Genomic DNA, 510 nt, shown 5'->3' with positions numbered 1-510 from the left:
GCAGGTTCCAACCGCTCGAAGCCTTGCGGCAGCCGCAGCCGTACCTCGACGCTCTTGCCGTTGACGGACTTGACCTCCCAGGCGATCGAGGTGCCTTCGTGCTCGGCGACGGCACGTGCAAAACCGGTCATGCTCTGCAAATTCATATCGCCCACACGTCCCTGGCACATCGCCCTGAACCGGCTTTCCGGACAGAGCGAGTGCGGCTTGAAAAAGACTGCGCCGCAGGCGCGCCGAAACCGGACGCGCGGCGCTCTTCCAAATGTCAGGGCGTTGCCTGCCGGGCAACGCCTTTCTTCATTTACTGGGCAGCGCCCGCGTCACCGCCGCTGTCGTCGGCACCGTCAGCCGGCCCACCGCCAGCGGGTTTGACGGCATTGCTGTCGCCGGTGCCAGTCGTCTTGGCGGCTTTGGCGGCATCATCGGCCTGCTTCTTCAGCAACGCGCGATAGCGGGCGACGTTCTCGTTGTGCTCGTCCAGCGTCGCGGCAAAGACGTGCCCGCCGGTGC

At 65.7% G+C, this 510-nt stretch carries 1 protein-coding gene and 1 pseudogene; both read right to left on the bottom strand.

Features of this window, described 5'->3' with window-relative positions:
- Positions 1-146 (bottom strand): YicC/YloC family endoribonuclease (locus EN749_RS36975; protein WP_348629415.1); only part of this gene is annotated, 146 nt, incomplete at its 3' end.
- Positions 147-301: 155 nt separating this feature from the next.
- Positions 302-510, bottom strand: a pseudogene (locus tag EN749_RS36970) (4-amino-4-deoxychorismate lyase); the annotation flags it as partial.

This window comes from Mesorhizobium sp. M7A.F.Ca.ET.027.02.1.1, from assembly GCF_004022985.1.
In the GTDB taxonomy this organism is placed as follows: Bacteria; Pseudomonadota; Alphaproteobacteria; order Rhizobiales; family Rhizobiaceae; genus Mesorhizobium.
The sequence above is the reverse complement of the archived record's forward strand: the minus strand, read 5'-3'. Positions and strand labels throughout refer to the sequence as shown.